Source organism: Enterococcus sp. DIV0210g, assembly GCF_050559705.1.
In the GTDB taxonomy this organism is placed as follows: Bacteria; Bacillota; Bacilli; order Lactobacillales; family Enterococcaceae; genus Enterococcus_B; species Enterococcus_B faecalis_A.
The window spans coordinates 1,182,648-1,204,211 of record NZ_CP187903.1; the positions used below are offsets into that span (position 1 = coordinate 1,182,648).

A 21,564-nucleotide genomic window follows, 5' to 3' on the forward strand; every position below is an offset into this window, starting at 1 on the left:
ATAATAGATAATCCAAGCATAACGAAACAAATGTAAATAATAAAATAAAACGCTTTCCGAAACGGTAGAAACGCTTGAAAAAATCGGCTAAAAAGTACACAATAAGGGAAGCGAAAACTATTAGAAAAAAGGATGATCACATTGTCAGATAATCGGCCAATTGGCTTTATCGATTCGGGCGTCGGCGGTTTGACTGTCGTAAAAGAAGCATTAAAACAACTACCGAACGAAAATATTTTATACCTCGGAGACACAGCGCGCTGCCCATACGGTCCAAGACCTGCAGAACAAGTGATCCAATACACATGGGAAATGACGAATTTTTTGATTGAAAAAGGAATCAAGATGCTGGTGATCGCATGTAATACGGCCACCTCTGTTGCCTTAGAAGAAATCAAAAAAAATGTCAATATCCCTGTAGTCGGCGTAATCATGCCGGGTACAAGAGCAGCTGTGAAAGCAACCAAAAATAATCGAGTGGGCGTGATCGGCACAGCAGGAACAGTCAAAAGCGGAGCATACGAAAACTTCTTAAAAGAAAAAGCACCAGAATTAGTTGTAGACAGCCTTGCTTGTCCAAAATTTGCGCCTCTTGTAGAAAGCAATCAGGCCCATTCATCGGTAGCGAAAAAAGTCGTTGCTGAAACGCTTGCGCCTTTATTGAAACAAAACTTGGATACATTGATTTTGGGCTGTACCCATTATCCATTGCTGCGGCCAATTATCAAAAATGTGATGGGAGAAAATGTCACATTGATTGATTCTGGCGCAGAAACAGTGGGGGAAGTATCGATGCTGCTGGATTATTTTGAAATTGCCAATACACCAAAAAATTCGACAAAATCACGTATGTTTTATACGACTGGTTCCCCAAAAATGTTCCAAGAAATTGCAGAAGAATGGCTGGAGTTGAATGAGATGGATGTCCAGCATATCGAATTAGGAGGAAAAAATTGATGCGCCATGATGGAAGAGCACCGCAAGATCTGCGGGCAATCGAGATTCGTACGAATGTATTCAAATATCCGGAAGGTTCGGTTGTGATCCGATTCGGCGATACAGAAGTCATCTGTTCTGCCACGGTGGAAGAATCGGTTCCGCCTTTTTTACGCGACTCTGGTACAGGATGGGTCACAGCAGAATATAGCATGCTGCCTAGAGCAACAGCTTCAAGAAACCGCCGAGAAAGCAGCAAAGGGAAACTTACTGGCAGAACGATGGAAATCCAGCGGCTGATCGGGCGTTCTTTGCGAGCAGTCATTGATTTGGAAAAACTAGGCGAACGCAGCATCATCGTCGATTGCGATGTTGTGCAAGCAGATGGGGGCACAAGAACAGCAAGTATTACGGGTGCATTTATTGCTTTGAGACTTGCTGTGGAAAAATTGCTGCGGGAACAACAATTATCAGAAGATCCGATCAAAGAACATCTAGCAGCTGTCAGCGTTGGTATCTTGCCTGATAATACCTGTGTGACGGATTTGGATTATGCAGAAGATTCTGCTGCATTAGTAGATATGAACCTCGTTATGACGGAGTCTGGAAAGTTTGTGGAGATCCAAGGAACTGGAGAAGAAGCTACTTTTGACGGTGAACAATTAAATGAACTGCTGATGTACGGAAAAAACGGAATCGAAGCCTTGATTGCTGAACAAAAAACAGCGCTGCTTGCTGAATACACAGAAGGATCAACAGTTATTCCTGAGAACAAAACAGTGGTCATCGCGACTCGCAATCCAGGAAAAGCACGTGAATTTGCAGAAATATTTGGCAAGAATGGTTACCAAGTCAAAACATTGTTAGATTATCCTGAATTGCCAGATGTAGAAGAAACGGGTACGACTTTTGAAGAAAATGCGCGTTTGAAAGCAGAAACGATTGCAGGGATCTTGAAACAGCCTGTCTTAGCAGATGACTCAGGATTGAAAGTAGATGCGTTAGGCGGCATGCCAGGAGTCTATTCTGCACGTTTTGCCGGCGAGCATAAAAGTGATGCTGCAAACAATGCGAAGCTTCTGCATGAATTGACTGGGGTCCCAGACGAAAAACGAACAGCACAATTCCACTGTACACTTGTGTTTGCTGAACCAGGAAAAGACAGTTTGGTCGTAGAAGCGGAATGGCCTGGAAAAATCGCCAGAATACCGCAAGGAGAAAACGGCTTTGGATATGATCCGCTCTTTATCCCTGAAAACAGCAGCCAGTCCGCAGCAGAACTTTCAAATGAGGAAAAAAATGAGCAAAGCCACCGCGGCCAAGCATTGAAAAAATTAGCCGAAGTTTGGGAAACATGGCTGGAAGGAGAAGGAAAATGAGATATCTAGTCGTAAGCGATAACCACGGAGACCGTCAGATTTTAGAGGATCTTTCCGAAAAGTATAAAGAACAGGTCGATTACTTTTTTCATTGCGGCGATTCTGAATTAGAAGCGACAGATGAATTATGGTCTGTGTTCCAAGTCGTTAAAGGCAATTGCGATTTTGGTCCGGGATTTGAAAAAAATCGGTTGATCGATACAGGCCAAGATAAAATCTATCTTTCTCACGGACATCTTTCCAACGTCCGCTTTGGTTTGACACAGTTGTCCCTAGAAGCAGAAGAAAAAGGCGCCAATATGATTTTCTTTGGTCACACGCATCAAATCAGTTGCGAGATGGAACAAAATCGGCTATTCTTGAACCCGGGAAGTATCTCTCAGCCAAGAGGACCGATCCGTATCCCATCCTATGCGCTGATTGACAGCGGAGAAGAAGAAATCCATGTCCAATATTATAATCGGGCACATCAGCCTGTAGAAGAGCTGGAATTTACTTTTTCACGCAACAAGTAAAAAAAGAATCTAAATTTTGCTAAAAGCAATAATTTTTTTCTGTAAACTTCTTTGTATTTCGGTACAATAGAACCAGCGAACAAAACAGAAATGGAGGCAATCAAATGATTGGACCTGCAATTAGTGAATTATTACTGGAGAATCAGGAAACATTCCTGGTACCAGCGGAAAACGTGGCGAATGTCATGCACCAGCATCCTTTGTCCCACGGCTTGCTTGTCTTGTCGAAAGTCGGCTATACAAAGATCCCAGTCTTGGATAAACAAGATCATTTTGTTGGTCTGGTGGGTTTATCAGGAATCGTCAATAAAATGATGGATCTAAATGAGATCAGCATGGAACCTCTTGAAGGATTGACTGTAGCTGATGTGATGGAAACAGAAGTACCAACCATCAACGAGAGCTGGGAATTAGAAGATGTGCTTCATTTGCTGGTCGATGCATCGTTCTTGCCAGTAGTAGATGATAATCAAGTTTTTAAAGGGATCATCACAAGAAAAGAATTGCTGAAAGCAGTGAATTTCATGGTCCATGAATTGGAACGGCGCAACATATTGACACCGCGCAACGTCGAAGAAATGAAAAGTAAAGTCGAATTATTAGGCTGATTTGAATAAAAGAGAAGGCAGGATTCCTGCCTTCTCTTTTGTATTTTATATCAGACGCGTGCAATCGGTGTATTTGGAATAGAAAAACCAGCTTTCGTCAATTCTTTGACATATCTGCTTAAAAATTCTTCCTTTAATGCGTATTGTTTGCCATTCAGTGCATAACACACCGTACGGATCGCAAAATTGCTGTTCCCTAAATCTACGATACCGAAAATAGACGGCTCTGTTTGTAATTCTTCTTGGTATTTTTCGCCAAGCTCTTGATTGACTGAATCGATGATTTGATAAATTTGGTCGTATCCTTCTTCAGGGATGATTCGAATATCAAGTAAGATTTGCATATTTGCTCGGGAAAGATTACTGATCGTTGTGATATTTCTGTTAGGTATAAAATGGATCGTTCCGTCGGTTGCTTTCAGCTGCAGCGTGCGAATCCCGACAGAAACTACTGTGCCTTCGATCGATAGCGCCGTTAATTTGACATAGTCGCCTACATCCATCTGTTGTTCCATGATAATGAAAAAGCCAGTGATCACATCGCTCATGAATCCTTGTGCCCCTAAACCAATGGCTACCCCAGCAATTCCAGCTCCGGCCAGCAGAGAGCCGATTGGTACACCGATCACAGAAAGAATGGAATAAATGAAGAAAAAGCCTAATGTATAATTGAAGATGGTATTCAATAAGCTGTGCAAGGTTTTTGATCGTGTACCGTGCAGTGCTGATTTTTTTGAATATTGCTTAAAGGATTTTTCCATCAGATATTTTCCTACACGATTCAAAATACTGAACAGGAGGATCAGGAATACAAGATAAAGTGCTTTTTCAATAGCAGAAGCAAGCAGATCATCCCAGTTGATGTTATTCCAAAAACGTTGGAACGCGTTGACTTTGTGAACCGCTTGATCAGTTAATGATTCATCTGTAGAAGTCGTTGTTTGTGCCGTTAAAATCATAAAAAACATATAATTCCCTTCTTTAAAAAAATGATAGTCCTATTGTAACAAGAACTGGCAAAAAATGAAAATAGAGAAATGAATGAAGAATTGGTATATTTTCTAGATAAATACGAAAATTGTCATGACAAATATTTTTCGAAGTGATAAAATATGCAGAAAGTACTTAATGAAGAGGGAGTAACGTTATGCAAATCGATTGGAATAATCTTGGTTTTTCATATATCAAAACACCTTTCCGCTATATTGCACGCTGGAAAGATGGACAATGGGAAGAAGGACAGTTGACAGAAGACAACTATTTGACGATCCACGAAGGCTCTCCAGCCCTTCATTACGGACAGCAATGTTTTGAAGGCTTGAAAGCTTACCGAAGAAAAGACGGAGAAATCAATTTGTTCCGTCCAGATCAAAACAGCCGCCGTTTGAATCAAAGTGCGCGCAGACTATTGATGCCGATGGTCCCAGAGCCAATGTTTATCGATGCAGTCAAACAAGTTGTAAAAGCAAATGAAGCGTTTGTACCGCCTTATGGAACTGGGGCAACATTGTATTTAAGACCTCTATTGATCGGGGTAGGAGAAAACATCGGGGTGCATCCAGCCTCTGAATATTTATTTGTTGTCTTTTGTACGCCAGTTGGTGCATATTTCAAAGGCGGTTTGAAACCAACGAACTTTATCGTTTCGGATTACGATCGTGCTGCGCCAAAAGGGACAGGAGCTGCGAAAGTCGGCGGAAACTACGCTGCAAGTTTGATGCCCGGAAATGAAGCAAAAGAACTTGATTATTCTGATTGTGTTTATCTTGACCCGGCAACACATACAAAAATCGAAGAAGTGGGCGCAGCGAACTTTTTCGGAATCACCAAAGATGGAAAATTCATTACACCGCAGTCGCCATCGATCTTGCCAAGTATCACAAAATATTCTTTACTGCAATTAGCAGAAGAACGTTTAGGATTGGAAACTATCGAAGGGGATATCTATATCGATAAAATGGATGAATTCGCTGAAGCAGGCGCATGTGGTACGGCAGCTGTTATTTCTCCAATCGGCGGCATCTATTATAAAAATGATCTTCATGTCTTTTACAGCGAAACAGAAGTGGGACCAATGACAAAACGTTTGTATGACGAATTGACAGGTATCCAGTTCGGTGATGTAGAAGCGCCAGAAGGTTGGATCGAAGTCGTTTAAAAGTTTTTTAAGATACTAAAAAGGACCTCAGCGATTCGCTGCGGTCCTTTTTGTTTTTTCTGATTAAGAAAGATGAACACCTTTATCAACATAGATGATATCCCCGATGATCCCGCTTGAAAGAGGGCTCACTAAGAAAGCACAAGTATTGCCGACTTCTTCGATCGTTACACCTTGGTGATCTGGTGTACGGTCTTCAGATAATTGGATCAATTTTTGATAATCTTTAACGCCAGTTACAGCAAGTGTTTTGATTGCTCCAGCAGAAATACCATTGACACGGATTCCTTTTGGTGAAAATTCAGCAGCCAAGTAGCGGATTGCTGCTTCAAGCGCTGCTTTAGCGATTCCCATCATGTTGTAGTTAGGGATCGCACGTTCAGAACCAAGGTAAGACATGCTGACGATCCCGCTGTTTGGTGCCATGATTTCTTGGGCATATTTTGCAACAGCGATCAATGAGTAGCTGCTGATATCTTGTGCTAATTGGTAGCCGTCTCTTGAGATATCAGACACGTTGCCAGATAATTCTTCTTTGTTGGCATAAGCGATCGCATGGACCAAACCATGGATTTCTCCTGCATATTCTTTGATTGCTGAAAAAGCTTTTTCGATACTTTCATCGCTGGCTACATCACATTCTACAGTGAATGCATCTTCGCCGACTAATCTCGTTAATGACTTTTTCATGCGTTCGTTTTGATAAGTGTAGATGATTTCAGCGCCTTGTTTTTGCATCGCTTCCGCACATCCCCAGGCAATGCTCTTTTTATTGGCAACACCCATGATGACGATTTTTTTTCCGTCTAAAAATGACATATTGACACTCCTTTAGTCCTAAAAGTAACTTTATTGAATTGGAAAACTAATAAATAATTGCTTAAAGAAAATACTTCTTTGACTTCATATTATTAGCTAAAATTGTTTGATTGTCAAACTATTTTTTTCGGTATAAAAAAAAGATTGCCAAATAAAAAAGAATATGATACTTTGATAATCAAACAATAAATGAATGATGGCAATTGCCTGAAAGAAGGAGCAAATTATGTCGTACGTCTTATCAGCAACAGAAGTAATGGAATTGATCCCTAATCGCTATCCGATTTGTTATATTGATTATGTAGATTCTTTAGAGCCAGGGAAAAAAATCATCGCTACAAAAAATGTAACGATCAATGAAGATTTTTTCCAAGGCCATTTTCCCGATAACCCAGTAATGCCAGGCGCGTTGATTTTAGAAACATTGGCACAAGCGGGTTCGATCTTGATTTTGAAATCAGAAGAATTTTTAGGAAAACGCGCATACATCGGCGGCATCAACAAAGCAAAATTCCGTCGAAAAGTCGTACCAGGCGACGTGATGAAATGTCACTTTGAAATCACAAAAATGAAGGGTGCGGTAGGAACTGCGCTTTCTGAAGCATACGTAGGAGACGAAAAAGTCTGCGAATGCGAATTTACGTTTATCGTCAACCAAGACGCATAGAAGAAACGCTTTGGAAGAAGCAGAGAGATAGCGGCTGCTTTTTCTAAAAAACTATTTTTTCCTGGTTTGGAAAAAGATTATAACAGCATGTCAAAAAACCTTCCGCAGCTGCGGAAGGTTTTTTGCTTAAGGAAATCTTATTTTTTTGCTTCTTGAAGGACAGTTATTTTTTCGATCTTCACATCTTCTTTTGGTTTGTCATTGTCGTCTGTTTCAACATCAGCGATTTTATCCACGACATCCATTCCTTCGACAACTTGGCCAAATACAGTATAGTCGCCATCTAAGCTTGGATAGCCGCCGTCTTTGTAAGCGTCGATTATCTTTTGCGGATAAACAGTGTTCAAAAGTCCATCGTGCATATCATCGCTGTTTTGGACGATAAAGAATTGGCTGCCGTTGCTGTTTGGATCTTGAGCACGCGCCATCGAAAGCGCACCGCGGATGTTGTAAAGCTGATTGGAAGCTTCTGTTTCGAAACCTTCGCCCCAAATGCTTTCGCCACCAGTTCCGTCACCATTTGGATCGCCGCCCTGGATCATAAAGTCTTTGATCACTCGGTGGAAAGTCAAGCCGTTATAATAGCCGTCTTTTGCATGCGTCATAAAATTTTCGACAGCTTTCGGAGCGATTTCAGGGAAAAGTTTTATTTTGATTGCGCCTTTATCGGTCGTCATTTCTACCAGCGCTTCGTTATCTGCCACTTCTTTGTCCAACTGGGGAAGTTCTAAAGCATTCAAATCGACAGAATCAGAAGTTGCTGTCTCTGCTGTTGCAGAATCGGAAGTAGAAGATGACGTTTGGTCAGATGCGGAACAGCCTGCCGCGAATAATAACGCAGACGCAAGCCCTAAACTTAAAATCAATTTATTTTTTTTCATAGTTGTTTCCTTTCTTTTTAAATGGGATTTTCTTTTCTTCAAGGCAGAATGTTTTTTTTTATACCTCTAGTAAATGGTAGTTGCAACCTCTGCTAAACGGTGTCCACTCAGCTTAATACTCAAGTCAAAACGCTAAGTTCACAACCTCTATTTTATCATAGCAAATCTTAAACTAAATACCTATAGAAACTTTGGAATTCACATGTTATTTTTTAGAAAGAACGAAAAGGTGTAGACCACTTTTTCTCTTTTTGTTATAATGTAAGTGGATACAAAATGTAGGAATGTAGGAGGAATTTGGATCATGGGAAAATTAGGCATATCGATTTATCCAGAACGTTCAACGTTTGAGAAGGACAAAGAGTATCTTGATTTGGCACATAAATACGGCTTTAAAAGAGTGTTTACCAGCTTGCTTCAAATCAATGATGATAAAGAAAAAGTATTAGCTGAATTCAAACAAGTCGTTGATTATGCGAACAGTTTGGGCATGGAAGTAATGGTAGATATCAATCCAGCGTTATTTGAACAACTTGAGATCTCTTACGATGACTTGTCGTTCTTTGACAAAATGGGTGCTTACGGTATTCGTTTGGATATCGGATTTACTGGAGCAGAAGAAGCGAAAATGACACGAAACCCTTACGGCATCAAAATCGAGATCAACATGAGCTCAGGCACGAATTATGTCGACAACATCATGAGTTATTCACCAAATACCAACAATCTGCTTGGTTCACACAATTTTTATCCACACCGTTATTCTGGACTAAGCTATGATCATTTTATCTATTGTTCTGAAAAGTTCAGAAAATATAACTTGAATACGATGGCTTTTGTCAATTCGCAAACCGCTGACTTTGGTCCATGGCCAACACAAGACGGCTTATGTACTTTGGAAGATCATCGGACATTAGAGATTGCCACACAAGTCAAACATTTTATGCTGACAGGCTTGATTGATGATATCTCTATTGGAAACGCTTATGCCAGCGAAGAAGAATTGAAAGCAATGGCTGAAGCTTTCAATGCGGACTTCCCAACGTTGAAAGTGGATGTAGAGCCGGATATCACGGAGGATGAGCGCATTTGTCTGTTTGACAAACTGCACAGCTACCGAGGCGATCGTTCAGAGTATATTTTACGTTCAACAATGACCCGCATTTATTATAAAGACAAAGAATTTCCTCCGCATAATACACGTGATATGACACATGGAGATGTTTTGATCGATAATGCCGGATATGGCCAATACAAAGGCGAAACACAGATTGCATTGAAAGAAATGAAAAATGACGGCCGAGTAAACGTGGTAGGAAGAATCAGTGATGACGAACTTTTCTTGCTGGACTTCATCAAGCCTTGGTCAAATTTCAAATTGATTGAAAACAAATCTAAATAAACCTCAATAGACGAATCATTTGTTTGTCTGTTGTTTGTAAAAGAGGCTGGAGGTTCTAATCCCAGCCTCTCAGTTTTTTTAAAAGGAGAGATTTCATGGAAAAGGAATTAATGGAACAGATTGCACGAATCCAAGGAATTGCTCAAACGGGTTTGACGTATGGAAAAGATGTTTATGATAAGGAAAGATATCAAGAACTTCAAGAAATCGCAAAGGATCTTTTAAAAATAACAACGAATCTGCCTGATGAAAAGATAAAAATCCTGACCGAAAAAGATGAAGGATATGCGACACCGAAAGTCGATATCCGTGCAGTGGTTTTTGATGAACAAGATCGATTGCTTCTTGTTCAGGAGAAAAAAGACCATTTATGGAGTCTTCCAGGCGGTTGGGCTGATATTGGTTTTTCACCGTTTGAGATTGCGGAAAAAGAAACGGAAGAAGAGGCAGGGATCGTTGTCAAAGCAGCTCGCTTATTGGCGGTCAAAGATAAGTCGAAGCATCCTTATCCGCCAAGCGCAGTCTATGTGTATAAATTTTTTATCGCCTGTCGATGGTTAGAAGGGGAACTTCAATCGGGGGTCGAAACAGAGACAGCTGCTTTTTTCACGCAAAAAGAGATCAATGAATTAAAGCTTTCTTTACCAAGAAATACAAAAGAAGACATCCAAATGATCTTTGATGATCACAAAAATCCGCAAGCTGTTTGGTGTGATTGAGATTCGCCTTGTTGCGAAACTGCTGTATTTTTATTATACTGCTAGTTAAATCAAGAAAAACAGGTGAAATATGTGAAAATTTGGATGAAAATTGTTATTGGTTTAGTCATTATTCTAAGTATAGGGCTGATTTGGGCAGGGAATTATTTTTATAATTATGCCGTCGTTCCTTCCAAAAAAGACTTTCTCGAAAACGATACACCAGGCACACATCAAGAGGCAAATTCCTCTGAAGAAAAGCAATGGTTTACCAATGAAAAAAATCGGAGTTACTGGACGCAGACTTCCGATGATCAATTAAAACTTTCTGCTATTTATCTTCCTGCAGAAAAAGAGACACATCAAACAGCAATCGTCGCTCATGGTTATATGGGAAATGCTGAGACGATGAGTTCATATGCCAAGATGTTCCATGACATGGGTTACAATGTTTTAGTACCGGATGCACGGGGACATGGGAAAAGCGAAGGAGACTATATTGGCTTCGGCTGGCATGAACGAAAAGATTATGTTCGCTGGATCGATCAAGTATTGGCAAAAAACGGCTCCTCAGAAAAAATCGTGTTATATGGTGTCAGCATGGGAGCTGCAACAGTGATGATGACCAGCGGCGAAAAATTGCCGACAAATGTGAAAGCCATCATTGAAGATTGCGGCTACAGCTCTGTCACAGATGAACTGACGTATCAATTAGGAGATATGTTCAATCTACCTGCCTTTCCATTGATTCCTATGACAAGTCTGATTACCAAACTCAAAGCTGGTTATTTCTTTGGTGAAGCAGATGCGGTGAAACAATTACACAAAAATAAAACGCCAATGCTTTTTATCCATGGTGATGCAGATACTTTTGTTCCTTTTTCGATGCTGGAAAAAGTCTATAATGCGACAGATGCACCTAAAGAGAAATATGTCGTACATGGCGCAGAACATGCAAAAGCCTTTCGTGCGGATGAAAAAAAATACAAGGAAACCGTCCAAAACTTCTTGGAAAAATATGTCAAAAATTAGTGAAACAAGCACGCCGCAGTTTAAATCTGCGGCGTTTTTTGCGTACTTATCATAGAAACTTCCACGCAAAAAACGCGCATCAGCAAACGAATGCTCGCTGCTGATGCGCGTCAAACCAGATATCCAAGAGTGAATCGTTATGGAATCAAGTTTAAGTGTTTTTTTATAAGTTAGCAAATTTTTCCAACAAACGAATCATTTGGCAAGTGAAGCCATATTCGTTGTCGTACCAAGCGACAGTTTTTACTAATTGATAGTCGCCGGCAGAAGTGATTTCTGTTTGAGTAGGGTCAAAAATCGAGCCTTGTGTTGTACCGATCACATCGCTAGAAACGATTTCGCGATCATCATAACCGAATGATGGGTTATCCACTGTATATTTTTTGATTGCTTCGTTGACTTGTTCTGCGGTTACTTTTGTTTTCAAGATAGAAACAAGCTCTGTCAATGAACCATCAACAACTGGTACACGTTGCGCATGGCCTTGAAGTTTTCCGTTCAATTCAGGGATAACTAAACCAATTGCTTTTGCAGCCCCTGTTGAGTGAGGGATCGTATTGTCCGCAGCAGAACGCGCAGCACGAAGATTTCCGCCTCTAACTGGACCATCTAATAACATTTGTGTTGAAGTGTACGCATGGATCGTTGTCATTGTTCCAACTTCGATACCAAATTCTTTATTCAAGAAGTAAGCCATTGGTGCTAAACAGTTGGTTGTACAAGAACCAGCGGAGATGATTTGGTCATTTGAATCTAAAGTATCATCATTTACATTGTAAACGATTGTTTTCATAGCGCCGGCTGGAGCAGAGATAACGACACGTTTTACACCAGCATCCAAATGAGCTTTCGCTTTTTCTTCGGAAGTGTAAAAACCTGTACATTCTAAGACGATATCTACGCCATTTTCTTTAGCCCAGGGGATTTTGCTTGCGTCTGGTTCGGCGTAAACACGTGTTTCTTCGCCATCTACAACAATTGAGTTTTCAGTTGCAGTGACGTTTCCTGGATACGTACCGTGTGTGGAGTCGAATTGCAATAATTGTGCCAGCATTGTTGGACTTGTCAAATCATTGATTGCTACCACTTCGATATCGTCTGAAACTTCTTTGATGCGTCGGAATGCTAAACGTCCGATACGTCCAAAACCATTAATACCTACTTTAACTGTCATAATGAAAAATCCTCCTTTTATTAGCTGTAAAACAACTTGGATCCAGCATCACGCTGTATTGTCATTTTGCAACGGTAAGCGTTTTTTGTCAAAGCATAAACATCGTAATTGATTTGTCGCTAAAATTTTTATAAAAGGTAAAAAAAGAAGAATTCCTGTGTTCTTTTCCGTCAAAAGATAGACAAAATGCTCTTTCATAGATAAAATAGGGAGGACTTTTGTTTATTGTGGAAATTCATGTAGTCAAGAGATAAAAGAGAAAAAGAGGAGGACGATAGAATGTCCATGTTTTTAGATCAAGTAACGATCGACGTTAAAGCTGGAAAAGGCGGAGACGGAATGGTTGCTTTTCGAAGAGAGAAATATGTACCAGACGGCGGTCCTGCTGGTGGAGACGGCGGTCACGGCGGAGATGTGATCCTAGTAGTAGATGAAGGACTCCGTACATTGATGGATTTCCGTTTTAATCGTCATTTCAAAGCGCAGCCTGGAGAAAACGGTATGAGCAAAGGAATGCACGGACGCGGTTCTGAAAACACCTATATAAAAGTACCGCAGGGAACGACTGTTCGCGATGCAGATACAGGCGCTTTGCTTGGGGATTTGGTTGAACAAGGCCAAACACTTGTGATTGCAAAAGGCGGACGCGGCGGACGCGGGAATACCCGTTTTGCTTCACCAAGAAATCCAGCACCAGAAATTGCTGAAAACGGTGAACCAGGACAAGAAAGAAAAATCGAGTTGGAATTGAAAGTGTTAGCAGATGTTGGACTTGTCGGTTTTCCTTCTGTTGGGAAATCAACATTGTTATCCGTGATTTCTTCTGCTCGTCCTAAAATCGGTGCTTACCACTTTACGACATTGGTTCCTAACTTGGGTATGGTTACTACAAGTGATGGCCGCAGTTTTGCTGCAGCCGATCTGCCTGGATTGATTGAAGGAGCTTCCCAAGGTGTTGGTCTTGGGACTCAATTCTTGCGCCACATCGAACGTACACGTGTTATTTTGCATGTGATCGATATGAGCGGGATGGAAGGGCGAGATCCTTATGAAGACTATCAAGCAATCAATAAAGAGTTAGCTTCTCATAATCTTCGTTTGTTAGAACGTCCGCAAATCATTGTAGCCAATAAAATGGATATGCCGGAAGCGGAAGAAAATCTAGTCAAATTCAAAGAACAATTGAAAAAAGACAAAGAAGATGAATTTGCTGATGATATCCCTGTCTTCCCAATTTCAGGTGTTACACGTCAAGGACTTGATCCTTTATTGAATGCAACAGCTGATTTATTGGAAGTGACACCAGAATTCCCATTATATGATGAGGAAATCGAAGAAGAAACAGTACGTTACGGCTTCAAATCTGTAGGACCAGAATTCAAGATCGATCGTGAACCAGATGCTACATGGGTCTTGTCAGGCGAGAAGATCGAGAAATTATTCCAAATGACGAACTTCGATCATGATGAAACAGTGATGCGTTTTGCGCGTCAACTTCGAGGCATGGGTGTCGATGAAGCGCTTCGTGCAAGAGGAGCAAAAGACGGCGATCTTGTCCGCATCGGCGAATTCGAATTTGAATTTGTAGAATAAATCCACGAAAACAGCGAAACTATCGTATTCCTTTACCATTTATATGTTTCAGCGGTACAATAACAATAAAAGAGAGGGAGTGGATAGATTGAGCAAACGAGTGATTATTTTGACTTTTGATATCGAAAGCCAAGCGTATCAAGCATTTTCTGAAATCAAAAAGATGCACGCAACACGCCAGATCAAAGGAGAACAAATGGCGGTGGTCACGCATCTAAACGACAGCACGCAGTTCAAGATCGAAGACTTTTTGGATTTCACAGGAAATAACAAGACGTCGACTGGCGGGATCATCGGCATGCTTGTTGGTTTGCTAGGCGGTCCTTTAGGTGTTCTTCTAGGCTGGTTTGCCGGCGGAGTGATCGGCGCGTCACAAGATGCCAAAGAAATCCGAACAGCGCAGACGGTTTTTGACCATGTAGCAAGCAAAATCGGTGAAGGTGATACTGGTTTGATCTTGATTGCAGAGGAAGAAGACAACCGTCCATTGAATCAACTCGTAATGAATGAACTTGGCGGGGAAATCACCCGTTTAGATTATGAAGATGTTGAAAATGATCTTGCCACAGCAAAAGAAGTGGAAGAGCAGACAAAAGAATCCGCACAGAAAAATTGGGAAGAACGAAACAAATCTTGATTTGTCCAACTCGATGCTGATGCGGTTAGACAAAGGAACCGCGGCTGAGGTCGTGGTTCCTTTTTGCTTTTCCAGCAAATAAAGGATATTTTTCCTGAAAATTTCCTTACTTTTATTTGCTAAACGCTTCTTTTTCACATAAAATTAGAACTGAAGTTAAAGAAAGTCAGGTAGATTATGGAATTACAATTTTTAGGTACAGGAGCAGGCGTTCCTGCAAAACATCGAAACGTTACAAGCATCGCGTTAAAGCTGCTTGATGAAAGAAATGCAGTTTGGCTGTTCGACTGCGGAGAAGGCACACAGATGCAGATCCTTCACACGAATATCCGCCCTAGAAAAATCGAAAAAATATTCATTACTCATTTACACGGCGACCACATTTTCGGCCTGCCAGGACTGATCAGCAGCCGTTCCTTCCAAGGCGGCGAAACGCCTTTAGAGATTTATGGACCAAAAGGGATCGAACAATTCGTGAAGACTTCTTTGACCATTTCTCAAACAAGATTGAGTTATCCGTTGAGATTTATCGAAGTGACAGAAAGCGAACAGCCGATTTTTAAAGACCAGCAATTCTCTGTTTATGCGAGATTATTGGATCATGGTATTGCCAGCTATGGATTCCGAGTAGTCGAACATGACCACAAAGGCGAGCTGCAAGTTGAAAAATTGAAAGAACTTGGCATTCCTTCTGGTCCGGTTTATGGACGTTTGAAGCGAGGAGAGTCCGTCCAATTGGAAGACGGAACGATCATTGATGGAAAAAAATTCGTCGGCCCCGATAAAAAAGGGCGGATCGTAACGATTTTAGGCGATACGAGAAAAACAAAGAATTCCATCGAACTAGCGAAGAACAGCGATGTGCTTGTCCACGAAAGTACATTTAATAAAACAGAAGCAAAAATGGCGCATACGTACCATCATTCCACGACACAGCAAGCTGCGGAAGTAGCAAAAGCAGCAGGGACGAAACAATTGCTGCTGACGCATATCAGTGCCCGTTACTTAGGAAAAGCAGCTCAGGAGCTGGAAGCAGAAGCAAAAGAAGTTTTCCCAGCAACGAAGCTCATGAAAGATTTTGATACAGTAGAGATTTTATTTGAAGAGGAGGCAGAAGAGTGAATATAAAAAACAAAGTCGTTTTAGTTACCGGCGGATCTGGCGGACTAGGCGAACAAATCTGCTACGAAGCTGCAAAACAAGGCGCTATCGTCGTCACTTGTGCACGCCGGCTGCCAGAAATCGAAAAAGTCAAAGAAGAATGTCAGCGTCTCAGCAAAAGAGCTGCCTATGCATTTTCATTGGATGTCAGTGATCCTGACAGCGTGGAACAGCTTTATGAAAAAGTCATCGCTGAAGTTGGAAAAGTCGATATCTTGGTCAACAATGCAGGATTTGGCATCTTTGAAGATTTCTTAGATTTCGATATGAAAAAAGCCTATCAAATGTTTGAAGTCAATGTATTAGGGATGATGGTGCTGACACAGAAATTTGCTATCGATATGGCAGAAAGAAAAAGCGGCCATATCATCAATATTGCATCAATGGCTGGAAAAATGGCCACAGCCAAATCTACTGTTTATTCTGCGACGAAATTTGCTGTTTTAGGGTTCTCAAATGCACTGCGTTTAGAATTAAAACCTTTTGGCATTCCTGTCACAACTGTAAATCCTGGACCAATCAAAACCGATTTCTTCGGCAAAGCAGATCCTAGCGGCGACTATTTAGAAAAAGTCGATTTTATTGTTCTTGATGCAGAGCGTCTGGCCCGTACGATCGTTCGAGCAATGCGCTTTCCTAAACGCGAAATCAATCAGCCGATGATCTTGGAAGCTGCAGCAAGATTTTATGTGCTGTTTCCAAGAATCGGCGACTATTTAGCCAGCGGGGTATTTAATAAAAAATAGGTGGAATCGACATGAAAAATCAAGGCAGAGTAATTATAGGGTTTATTTTAGTATTGATCATTGTTCTATTTGCTGTTATGAACAATAAAAGTGTTCCTGTCAGCTTAGGATTTACTTCTTTTTCAGCACCTTTGATCTTGGTGATCATTGGTTCAGCTTTGTTAGGCGCGCTGATCATCTTTTTGACCGCTTCAGCAAGTTTATGGCAGCAGAAAAAAGAAATCAAAGAACTGACGAAAGAACTTGGGGAATATAAAGAGAATCTTGATAAAAAAGTCAGCGAAGCAAAAGAAGCACAACAACGGGAATTCCGCAATCAGCGGGCGGAACTGGAAGCTGCTTACCAAGCAGAACTGCAAGAAAAAAACAAACAAATCAAAGAATTAGAAAAACCAGAACCAGGAACACCGCAAAAACAGCAGTTTGATTATTTTGATTAAAAATCAGCGATTTTCTGCATGAATCACATTAGTTTTGAAAGACTGAGGCGAGTGTCTCAGTCTTTTTTTGCAGAAAAAGAAGGATGTATTTGCTGCATGAAACAAAAATTTTTATTTAAAAATAAAGAATGGAGCCGATATTTGCTGTTTTTTAAAGGGAGCGCTTCTTTTTTTTAACGAAAACCTCTGATATAATAAATGAGTTGGGGGTGAAAAAGTGAAACAAGCAAACTTTGATTGGAAAGTAGTGGAAGAAAGTCCAGATGATGCTTTCTTTCAATTAGCACAAGAACAAAACCTTTCCCCGCTGATAGCGAAACTTTTATGGCAAAGAGGCTATCAGACACAAGAATCAATTCAAGGATTTTTACATCCAAGTGCGGAACAGTTCCATGATCCTTACTTGATGCACGATATGGAAAAAGGTGTTAAACGTATCCAGCAAGCAGTGATCAATGGCGAGAGAATCTTGATCTATGGTGATTACGATGCAGATGGAATCACCAGTACGACAGTCATGAAAGAAACGCTGGAACTGTTAGGCGCAGAAGTGGAGACTTTTTTACCAAATCGATTTGAACATGGATACGGACCGAATCCAGCTGTTTATCAGGAGAAAATCAACGAAGGTATCCAGCTGATCCTTACAGTAGATAACGGTGTTTCTGGTCATGAGGCTGTCACACTTGCACAAACGTCAGGTGTAGATGTCATCATCACCGACCACCACGAGCTGCCGGCAGAACTTCCGAATGCATATGCCGTGATCCATCCGCGGCATCCAGAAGGAAACTATCCTTTTGGCGATTTGGCAGGCGTTGGTGTCGCATTTAAAGTAGCAACAGCACTTCTAGAAGAACCGCCAGCTGAGTTTTTAGATTTAGCGGCAATCGGTACGATCGCAGATTTGGTTTCATTGACCGGTGAAAACAGAGCACTCGTTTCTTTAGGATTAAAAGCAATCCAGCAATCAGAAAGACTTGGGCTGCAAATGCTGTTTGAAGCGAGCGGCAGCAAAATGAAAGATGCGGATGAGACAATGATCGGTTTTTCCATCGCTCCGCGGCTGAACGCCATTGGACGAATGGGTGATCCGAATCCAGCGGTGGACCTACTGGCGACTTTTGACGAGGAAGAAGCATCTTCGCTTGCTGAAAAATTGAATACGATCAATGAACAAAGAAAAGGGATCGTTGAATCGATCACAAATGAAGCATTGCAGATGATTGACCCAGAAAATGAGATCCATTTGCTCGCAAACGAAGATTGGCACGAAGGCGTATTAGGGATCGTAGCAGGGAAAATCTTGCAAGAGACGGGTAAACCTGCGATTGTTTTGAGTAAAAAGCCAGATGGTTCAGCAAAAGGGTCTGGCCGGAGTGTCGAAGCATTGAATATTTATGAGATGCTTGATGGGATGCGGGATCTGTTTACTCACTTTGGCGGTCATCATGCAGCGGTGGGCTTAACGATGCCTCAAGAAAATCTATCGGTTCTGCAAGAGCAGATGAACAGTTATGTTCTTTCGCAGCAGATCGATTTGTCTAAAGGACCCCAGATCACTATTGATGAGAAACTGAAGCCGAAAGATGTCTCTGTTCCTTTTATTGAAGAACTGCGGGTCATGGCGCCATTTGGAACGGACAATCCGCTGCCTAACTTTCTATTTGAAGATGTAGGCACGAGCAATGTCAAACAAATCGGCGCAAACCAAAAACATTTGAAGTTGTCGCTGACCGATGGTGAAGATCAGCTGGATGCTGTGGCATTTGGTTTTGGCAACCAGCTTTCTGAGCTTTCCAGTGATACTGTGAGTGTGGTCGGTCAACTTTCGATCAACGAATGGAATGGCCGAAAAAAACCGCAGTTAATGGTAACGGATTATGCAGTTGCAGGAATCCAATTATTTGATTGGCGGCCAAAGCGATTCTGGAAACAAAAAAAACTGGCAGAAACTGCTTTGTATTTGGTGTTTGATTCTCGCAGCAAAAAACAACTAGATGAAACTGTCCAACAGCAGAGCATTCTTTTTGAGAATTTAGAACAGATCAAACAGCAAATCGATGAGCAGCAGCCGGAATCATTAGTTGTAGCGGATTGTCCAGCTGATTTGGCAGATCTAAAAGAGGTTGCTGATTACGGTGATTTCAGCCGTATCTATTTTTTAGGTATTACTGAAGATGAAGCCTATTTGAACGGAGTCGGCTCTAGAGAACAATACGCACGTTTATTCAAATTTATCCAAGCTCAGGACAAAGTCGATGTTCGACATAAAACAGGTGCGGTCGCACAATATTTGAAAATACCGCAAAAATTATTAGTTTTTATGATCCAAGTATTTGCTGAACTTGGGTTTGTCACGATTCAAGACGGCATCATGCAAAAAGTTGCTGACCCGGTAAACCATCCGTTGACGGACAGTGAGAACTATCAGCAACGTTTGAAAAAAATAAAAATAGAGGAATTTCTGCTTTTAAGCGATGTTCCAGCCATTAAAGAATGGCTGACAAAATAGGAGGAACCAACTGTGGATTTAAAAAATTATATTGCAAGTATTCCTGATTACCCATCAGAAGGCATCACATTCCGAGACATCTCGCCTTTGATGGCTGATGGAGAAGCGTATCGTGAAGCAACCAAGCAAATCGTCAATTATGCCCAAGAAAAACGTATCGACATGGTAGTAGGGCCGGAAGCACGCGGATTTATCGTCGGCTGCCCTGTAGCGTATGAACTAGGGGTCGGCTTTGCTCCAGTACGTAAAAAAGGAAAATTGCCTCGCGAAACCATTGAAGTGACGTATGATCTGGAATATGGTACAGATACATTGACTCTTCATAAAGATGCAATCACGCCTGGTCAACGCGTTTTGATCTGCGATGATTTATTGGCAACAGGCGGTACGATCAAAGCAACTATCGAATTGATCGAAAAATTAGGCGGTATCGTCGTAGGTTGTGCTTTCTTGATTGAATTAAATGATTTACACGGTCGCGATAAAATCGACGGTTATGACATCATCGCATTGATGGATTACTAGAAATCAGAAGATAGTGTTTAGAAGATAGAAAAAGAACCTGGAACATTATTACGTTTCAGGTTCTTTTTGTGATGAACAGATTCTTTCATCACAGGTAAAAGATCAGCGTTGCTCATTAGGGGGGAACAAGCTGGATCTTGGTACAAAAAATCAATAGGCGGGAAACATCCACATGGTTGAAATGAGAACAGTATCATCCGTTGCTTCTTTCTGGGGAGTTGGTATCCAGCAAAGAAGAGGACAGCAGATCTCCCTGATGAAAAAACTATGCTTTTTTATCAGGATTGCCTGGATCTGTAGTAAGGTTCGTTGTAAAAAGATTCTTCATTGTTCTTTCGCCGTTCGATTTGGCGATATTTCTTTTCATCCCATAACATAAACCATAAAGTGAACAAAGGCGCGAAAACTAAAAGTGCTGTTTGAATACCAAAATTACCAATCAAAATACCTAAGAATAAAACCAACAATATAAATCCAAAACGTCTCATTGCTTTCATCGATAATCACCTCATTCATTTATACGAACAAACGTTTGTATAAACAGTATACGAATGTTTGTTCGGTTTGTAAAGAGGAAATACGAAAAAAGATTTGAACAATCATCGATCGTCCAAATCTCTCAAGGGTTTCACCGTATTTTTTTTTAAAAAATATGACTTCTATATAAACCTACAACAAGCCCCAAAATAGACACTTCATCTAAAATAATAGGGTCCAGCAAATCATTTTCGGGTTGTAAACGGAAGTGATCTTCTTCTTTGTAGAATCTCTTACATGTTGCTTCGTCTTCTGCTGTCATAGCAATCACGATGTCGCCATTATTGGCACTTTCTTGTTTGCGGACGATCACATGGTCCCCATCCAAAATACCGGCATTGATCATACTTTCCCCGCGGATCGTCAACATGAATAATGTACCATCTTCAGAAGAAAGATTCGGCGGGATAGGGAAGAAGTCTGACGCTTCTTCAACGGCTAAGATCGGTTCGCCAGCAGTAACGACTCCTAACATAGGGATCGTTGTTGGTTGGATACCGATTTTGTCAAGACCAGCAGTGGTCAATTCGATTGCTCTTGGTTTCGTTGGGTCGCGTTGGATCAACCCTTTTTTTTCTAATCTGGCCAAATGACCATGGACGGTCGAAGTAGAAGAAAGGTGAACTGCCTCACCAATTTCTCTGACTGTAGGCGGATACCCTTTTTGTGCTACCTGTTCGTGGATATATTTCAGCACTTCGATTTGTCTTGTTTCTGTTTGTCGGGCCACATGGTACACCTTCTTTCGCTTGATATCCCAAGTTTACCATAGAAAAGTAGCAGTTTCAAACAAATGTTCGCATTTTATTGAACAGAACTAGTTGTTTTTTTTGTCATTTTTATATAATATGTAGAGGAACAAAAGGAGGGGTTGTAATGTTATCACCCGAAAAATTAGCACGTATCAGCGTACTTGGCCGCAAAAAGAAAGCTGGCAAGCTGACAAGTGAAGAAGAAGAAGAGCAAAAAGAATTACGAGAAGAATACCTTAAGGCTTTTCGTGCAGGGATGCGTCATCATATCGAAGGAATAAAAGTTGTTGATCCTGAAGGTACAGATGTCACACCAGAAAAATTGAAGCAAATCCAAAAAGAAAAAGGGCTGCATGGCAGATAGTTTCTTTTTAGGTAAAAAATACTAA

The 21,564-nt window shown here is 41.1% G+C and carries 23 protein-coding genes; 17 read left to right on the forward strand and 6 right to left on the reverse strand.

What is annotated here, in order from left to right; translation table 11 throughout:
- The first annotated feature begins 132 nt into the window (after positions 1-132).
- The 4 genes from racE (at position 133) to cbpB (ending at position 3,438) form a co-directional block, all read left to right on the forward strand.
- Positions 133-957 (forward strand): glutamate racemase, encoded by an 825-nt coding sequence (racE, locus tag IGI64_RS05775; RefSeq protein WP_429939825.1) that lies wholly within the window; start codon positions 133-135, stop codon positions 955-957.
- Entirely contained in the window at positions 957-2,315 is a 1,359-nt protein-coding gene (rph, locus tag IGI64_RS05780) for a ribonuclease PH (RefSeq protein ID WP_429940757.1), read from the forward strand. The genes racE and rph overlap by 1 nt, the downstream gene beginning before the upstream one ends.
- The gene (locus IGI64_RS05785) at positions 2,312-2,830 is read left to right on the forward strand and encodes a metallophosphoesterase (protein WP_429939826.1); all 519 of its coding nucleotides are present in this window, start codon (positions 2,312-2,314) and stop codon (positions 2,828-2,830) included. Before rph ends, IGI64_RS05785 begins: the two co-directional genes overlap by 4 nt.
- Positions 2,831-2,934: 104 nt before the next feature.
- Positions 2,935-3,438 (forward strand): cyclic-di-AMP-binding protein CbpB, encoded by a 504-nt coding sequence (gene cbpB, locus IGI64_RS05790; RefSeq protein ID WP_429939827.1) that lies wholly within the window; start codon positions 2,935-2,937, stop codon positions 3,436-3,438.
- 50 nt (positions 3,439-3,488) lie between these two features.
- On the opposite strand, the gene IGI64_RS05795 is transcribed toward cbpB, so the two are convergent.
- Positions 3,489-4,406, reverse strand: a complete 918-nt coding sequence (locus IGI64_RS05795; RefSeq protein WP_429939828.1) for a mechanosensitive ion channel family protein — start codon at positions 4,404-4,406, stop codon at positions 3,489-3,491.
- A gap of 179 nt (positions 4,407-4,585) precedes the next feature.
- Here IGI64_RS05795 and IGI64_RS05800 point away from each other — a divergent pair, with 179 nt between their 5' ends.
- A complete protein-coding gene (locus IGI64_RS05800; protein WP_016625234.1) occupies positions 4,586-5,596 on the forward strand; it encodes a branched-chain amino acid aminotransferase in 1,011 nt (336 codons plus the stop codon).
- Positions 5,597-5,659: 63 nt separating this feature from the next.
- On the opposite strand, the gene fabI is transcribed toward IGI64_RS05800, so the two are convergent.
- The gene (gene fabI, locus IGI64_RS05805; protein WP_016625233.1) at positions 5,660-6,415 is read right to left on the reverse strand and encodes an enoyl-ACP reductase FabI; all 756 of its coding nucleotides are present in this window, start codon (positions 6,413-6,415) and stop codon (positions 5,660-5,662) included.
- A 226-nt stretch (positions 6,416-6,641) separates the two neighbouring features.
- Between fabI and fabZ the strand changes: the two genes are divergently transcribed.
- Positions 6,642-7,082: a 3-hydroxyacyl-ACP dehydratase FabZ gene (gene fabZ / locus IGI64_RS05810; protein ID WP_016625232.1), complete on the forward strand. Its 441-nt coding sequence runs from the start codon at positions 6,642-6,644 to the stop codon at positions 7,080-7,082.
- Positions 7,083-7,219: 137 nt separating this feature from the next.
- On the opposite strand, the gene IGI64_RS05815 is transcribed toward fabZ, so the two are convergent.
- Positions 7,220-7,963: a peptidylprolyl isomerase gene (locus IGI64_RS05815; RefSeq protein WP_429939829.1), complete on the reverse strand. Its 744-nt coding sequence runs from the start codon at positions 7,961-7,963 to the stop codon at positions 7,220-7,222.
- A gap of 304 nt (positions 7,964-8,267) precedes the next feature.
- On the opposite strand from IGI64_RS05815, the gene IGI64_RS05820 reads away from it, so the two are divergent.
- The 3 genes from IGI64_RS05820 (at position 8,268) to IGI64_RS05830 (ending at position 11,095) form a co-directional block, all read left to right on the forward strand.
- The gene (locus IGI64_RS05820) at positions 8,268-9,365 is read left to right on the forward strand and encodes a DUF871 domain-containing protein (RefSeq protein ID WP_429939830.1); all 1,098 of its coding nucleotides are present in this window, start codon (positions 8,268-8,270) and stop codon (positions 9,363-9,365) included.
- Between the two features lie 95 nt (positions 9,366-9,460).
- The gene (locus tag IGI64_RS05825; protein ID WP_429939831.1) at positions 9,461-10,084 is read left to right on the forward strand and encodes an NUDIX hydrolase; all 624 of its coding nucleotides are present in this window, start codon (positions 9,461-9,463) and stop codon (positions 10,082-10,084) included.
- Between the two features lie 72 nt (positions 10,085-10,156).
- A complete protein-coding gene (locus tag IGI64_RS05830) occupies positions 10,157-11,095 on the forward strand; it encodes an alpha/beta hydrolase (protein WP_429939832.1) in 939 nt (312 codons plus the stop codon).
- A 163-nt stretch (positions 11,096-11,258) separates the two neighbouring features.
- Here the strand turns inward: IGI64_RS05830 and gap are convergent, their stop codons facing one another.
- Complete coding sequence (gap, locus tag IGI64_RS05835; protein ID WP_429939833.1) at positions 11,259-12,269, reverse strand: type I glyceraldehyde-3-phosphate dehydrogenase; 1,011 nt, start codon at positions 12,267-12,269, stop codon at positions 11,259-11,261.
- A 279-nt stretch (positions 12,270-12,548) separates the two neighbouring features.
- On the opposite strand from gap, the gene obgE reads away from it, so the two are divergent.
- The 7 genes from obgE to IGI64_RS05870 all read left to right on the forward strand — a co-directional run bounded on the left by obgE (position 12,549) and on the right by IGI64_RS05870 (position 19,886).
- Positions 12,549-13,862 (forward strand): GTPase ObgE, encoded by a 1,314-nt coding sequence (gene obgE, locus IGI64_RS05840; protein WP_429939834.1) that lies wholly within the window; start codon positions 12,549-12,551, stop codon positions 13,860-13,862.
- 88 nt (positions 13,863-13,950) lie between these two features.
- Positions 13,951-14,499 carry a DUF1269 domain-containing protein gene (locus IGI64_RS05845; protein ID WP_429939835.1) on the forward strand — a complete coding sequence of 183 codons (549 nt, stop codon included), beginning with the start codon at positions 13,951-13,953 and terminating at the stop codon, positions 14,497-14,499.
- Positions 14,500-14,676: 177 nt separating this feature from the next.
- Entirely contained in the window at positions 14,677-15,621 is a 945-nt protein-coding gene (rnz, locus tag IGI64_RS05850; protein ID WP_429939836.1) for a ribonuclease Z, read from the forward strand.
- On the forward strand, positions 15,618-16,406 hold the full coding sequence (locus tag IGI64_RS05855; RefSeq protein ID WP_429939837.1) for an SDR family NAD(P)-dependent oxidoreductase: 789 nt from the start codon (positions 15,618-15,620) through the stop codon (positions 16,404-16,406). The genes rnz and IGI64_RS05855 overlap by 4 nt, the downstream gene beginning before the upstream one ends.
- Positions 16,407-16,417: 11 nt before the next feature.
- Positions 16,418-16,846, forward strand: coding sequence for a LapA family protein (locus IGI64_RS05860; protein ID WP_016625221.1), 429 nt, complete (start codon positions 16,418-16,420; stop codon positions 16,844-16,846).
- Between the two features lie 217 nt (positions 16,847-17,063).
- A complete protein-coding gene (gene recJ, locus IGI64_RS05865) occupies positions 17,064-19,361 on the forward strand; it encodes a single-stranded-DNA-specific exonuclease RecJ (RefSeq protein WP_429939838.1) in 2,298 nt (765 codons plus the stop codon).
- A 12-nt stretch (positions 19,362-19,373) separates the two neighbouring features.
- Complete coding sequence (locus IGI64_RS05870) at positions 19,374-19,886, forward strand: adenine phosphoribosyltransferase (RefSeq protein WP_016625218.1); 513 nt, start codon at positions 19,374-19,376, stop codon at positions 19,884-19,886.
- A 278-nt stretch (positions 19,887-20,164) separates the two neighbouring features.
- On the opposite strand, the gene IGI64_RS05875 is transcribed toward IGI64_RS05870, so the two are convergent.
- Together IGI64_RS05875 and lexA are read right to left on the reverse strand one after the other, a co-directional pair.
- Positions 20,165-20,383 (reverse strand): hypothetical protein, encoded by a 219-nt coding sequence (locus tag IGI64_RS05875; RefSeq protein WP_429939839.1) that lies wholly within the window; start codon positions 20,381-20,383, stop codon positions 20,165-20,167.
- A gap of 146 nt (positions 20,384-20,529) precedes the next feature.
- Entirely contained in the window at positions 20,530-21,153 is a 624-nt protein-coding gene (gene lexA, locus IGI64_RS05880) for a transcriptional repressor LexA (protein WP_034862937.1), read from the reverse strand.
- Between the two features lie 146 nt (positions 21,154-21,299).
- On the opposite strand from lexA, the gene IGI64_RS05885 reads away from it, so the two are divergent.
- The gene (locus IGI64_RS05885) at positions 21,300-21,539 is read left to right on the forward strand and encodes a DUF896 family protein (RefSeq protein WP_016625213.1); all 240 of its coding nucleotides are present in this window, start codon (positions 21,300-21,302) and stop codon (positions 21,537-21,539) included.
- The last annotated feature ends 25 nt before the right edge of the window (positions 21,540-21,564 follow it).